The 4241-nt window shown below is 40.2% G+C and carries 1 pseudogene; it reads left to right on the forward strand.

Going from position 1 to position 4241, the window contains the following annotated elements:
- Positions 1 to 4241: pseudogene (locus AC2D8I_RS15895) on the forward strand (hypothetical protein); the annotation flags it as partial.

The following is a 4241-nucleotide window of genomic DNA, read 5'->3' on the forward strand; positions in this document are numbered from 1 at the left end:
AGATGCACAGGTACCAGTAAACCCTATAGGGCCACTGTATACAAATACAGTTGTAACCCCTATAACAATTTATGTAAGATTAGACAATACAGTAACAGGCTGTGTTTCTACCATAGCCCCAATGAATTTAGTTGTAAATCCATTACCAGTACCAGTAGTACCAAGCCCATTAGAGCTCTGTGATGACGATACAGATGGTTTCGTTGCATTTGATTTAACCGTAAAAGACGCTGAGATTATAGGCGCTCAGGCTAATATGAGTGTTAGCTATTATGCGAGTTTAGCCGATGCCATAGCAACACCACCAGTCGGTGAGATCGGGCCGTTATATACAAATACAGTAGCGAATTCACAAGTGATTATCGCCAGATTAGAAAACACGTTAACCGGTTGTTTTGAGACGGTAGAATTAACACTTATCGTTTACGCATTACCAGTAATCCCGGTCATTTCGGATTATGAATTGTGTGACTATAACAACACTGGTGATGAGCAAGAGAGTTTTGATTTAACCAGTAAAGACTTAGAAATTGCAAACGGACAATTGGATGTTGTGGTATCCTATCACAGTACCGCACTAGGCGCTGTGAATAATTCAGATGTATTAGCAAGTCCACACATTAACACCTCAAATGCACAAACGATCTATGTTCGCGTAGAAAACATTACAACCGGCTGTGTGAGTGTTAGTAATTTTGATTTGATCGTGAATCCCGTACCCGTACCCGTAGTTCCAACAGCTCTAGAAGTTTGTGACGATAACGTTCCAGACGGCATAACATCAATAGATTTAAGTATAAAAAACAATGAGATTTCAGGGAACAATCCAGATTATTCGGTAACCTATTACCTAACACAGGCCGATGCCGAAAATGAAATCAATCCATTGCCAATTCCTTATACCAATAACGCAAACGGACAAATCGTATTCGTACGTGTAGAAGACATCAATACAGGATGTTATGATACTACAGAATTAACCCTTCAAGTAGAACAAGCACCAGTAGCCTGTGTGCCAACACCATTAGAGTATTGTGATCCCGATAGTGATGGTTTTGGAGTCTTTATTCTTACCGATGCCGACGTAGAAGTAGCATGTGGATTGACTGCAGGATTAGTTATTACCTACCACGAGACTCCAGACGATGCTACCAATAATGTAAATGCGTTAGTTAGTCCCTACAACAATATTGTAGTGAACAGCCAAACGCTCTATGTTCGTATCGAGAGTTCAACAATAGCAACAGCCTGTGCGAGCTTTGTGGAATTAGAACTAATAGTGAATCCGACCCCACAAATTACCGACCCTAGTCCATTAGAAGTGTGTGATGATAATGCCGATGGTTTCGCAAGTTTTGATTTAACAAACATAGAAGCAGAAGTATTGAACACCTTGGATACCGATGCAACAAACGATTTAGATCCCACGCAGTACATTGTGAGTTATTATGAGACCGAGGCCAATGCCAATGTGCCAACAAATCCAATACTAACACCTAATGCCTATGTTAACAACAGTATGGATACCCAAATCATTTGGATTCGTGTAGAAGACAATGTGAATAGTTGTTCCAGAGTAAGACCATTAACACTTATAGTAAACCCACTACCAGTATTAGTGCAGCCCGACCCAATCTCTTTGTGTGATGAGAACAATCCAGGCGATGAAGTAGAGGAATTTATATTAGAATCAGCCAATGCGCAAATTCTTAATGGACAAACCGGAATAACGCTAACTTATTACGATACACAAGCGAATGCCGATGCAGGAACTGCTACAGGGCAGTTGTTTAGCCCTTATATCAATACCAATACAGCAGAAACTATTTATGTAAGAGCCGTCATCGATGTAACAGGTTGTTACGATATTATCACTTTAGATTTAAGAGTAACCTCACTTCCAAGTCCCGTAGCTATGCCTGCCGATTTAGAAGTTTGTGATGACGATAATGATGGTTATGCCATTTTCGATTTAGAAAGTCAAACCACGACAATCCTTAATAACGAAGCAGGAGTAACCATAAGTTATTATGAAACAGAAGCCAATGCCGAAACGGCGACCAATCCAATTATTGGGCCTTACGCAAATATTGTTGCCAATACGCAAACGATTTATGTACGTGCAGAAGACACAGGGACAACCACACCACCAATAGTACCAGGAACAGGATGCTATACGATTGTAGAGTTAACCTTGGTTGTTCTACCAGCGCCAGTCATACCATTAAACATAGATGACTATATAATTTGTGATGACGATAACGATGGGTACAATCAATTTGATTTTACAACAGAGATTAGTCCTCAAATTTTCACGGGAGGACAAACAGCTGCAGATTTTGAATTGACTTACCATACCAGTCAAGCAACAGCCGATGCAGGAACAAATCAAATTACAAATATTGCTAATTACACCAATGCAACGAATCCGCAAACAATCTATATTCGTTTAGAAAGCCTTGCAAATGGATGCGTAAGTACAGGGAGTTTTGAGATTCGCGTGGCCTTTCCACCAGTGCTAGATATAAACTATGACAATACCCTATCACAATGTGACGATTTAGATGCCGATTATTATCATGATAATGATGGTTTCACTATTTTTGATTTAACAGTGGAAAATATAGAGATTACAGGGGCGGCAAACCCAAGTTGGGTTGTAACTTACTATGAAAATCAAGCAGATGCTCAGGCAGAAGTTAATGAAATACCAGATCCCACAAGTTATATGAATACATCAGAATCGCAAACGCTTTATGTTAGAGTTACAGATGCCGATACAGGATGTTTTTCATTTACAACAGTAACTATTCGAGTATTGCCTAATCCAACCCCTGAGGCAGATGCAGTTGATTTAGAACTTTGTGATGATGTGGCTATTGTAGGAAGCAACGATTTGTTAGAAACCTTCGATTTAACACAAAATGAAGCTGCAATCCTTAATGGAGCACAAGAAGTAACAGCAACATATCATACCAGTGAAGCCGATGCCTTATCAGGAACCAATGCTATTTTAGACCCAACGGCCTATGTTAATGAGGATCCTAGCAACCCAGGCGTAGCAGTAAGCCCACAAACCATTTATGTGCGAGTAGAAAATACAGGAACCACAGCGCCACCAACACCAGCAACAGGCTGTTATGCTTTAGTGAATTTCGATGTGATTGTTAACCCATTACCAACGGTAATAGCTGTAGACGATTATACCCATTGTGAATTGAATACCGATGGAGTTTATGACGGTTTTGATTTTAATACGATGACAGCCGCTATATTAAATGGTCAAGACCCAACAGATTTTACAGTGACGTATCACGAAACGCTAGCATTAGCACAAACAGGTGCCGATGATTTGATACCAGCAGGATTATATACAAATACGAGTAACCCACAAACCATTTATGTAAACATAAGCAATAACGTAACAGGATGTAATACCTCGGCTTTAACCTTTCAATTGCAAGTACATGAAGAGGCATTAGCAAATTCAGATGGGCAGGCCATACTTTATGAAATTTGTGATGATACTATGGTTTTTGATGGGGCTATGCTTACCAATACGTTTGATTTAGCATCACAAAATTCAGCAGTATTAGACGGGCAAGACCCAGGAAATTACACGGTAAGTTATTATGCCACACAAACCGATGCCGATACAAATAGTAATGCCTTAACGAGTCCTTATACCAATACAAGTAACCCTCAAGTTATTATTGTAAGAGTCGATAATGATACGATGGTACCTGATGGTAGTGGCGGTATGATGGACAGTTCCGATTGTTATGCTACAACCGAGATAACCTTACAGGTAAATCCATTACCCGCCTTTGATTTAGAGGACGACTATCTGTTATGTATTAATACCAACGGAACAGAAGTGATTAATAGCCCTTTAGTCGATACAGGACTCGATGCCAGTCTATATACTTTCCAATGGAGTCTTGATGGGAGTGTTTTACCAGGCGAAACGGGGCCATCAATAATGCCTACACAAGGCGGGAATTATACTGTAACCATTACCGATAGTTCTGCAAGTAGTAATACAATGTGTAGTAGTAGTGCTACCACTTTTATACAAGTAAGCGAGCCGCCTATAGTGAGCTGGGAAGCAACGACTTTAGCATTTGCCGATCAACACAATATAGTCGTAACCGCGAGTTCTTCAGCAGCGAATTCTATATCCGTTTATGAGTTTAGCTTAGACGGCGGCACATGGGAGACAGCAGCAGCAGATAGCGATA

The sequence above is a fragment of the Lacinutrix sp. YIN62 genome, assembly GCF_057219185.1.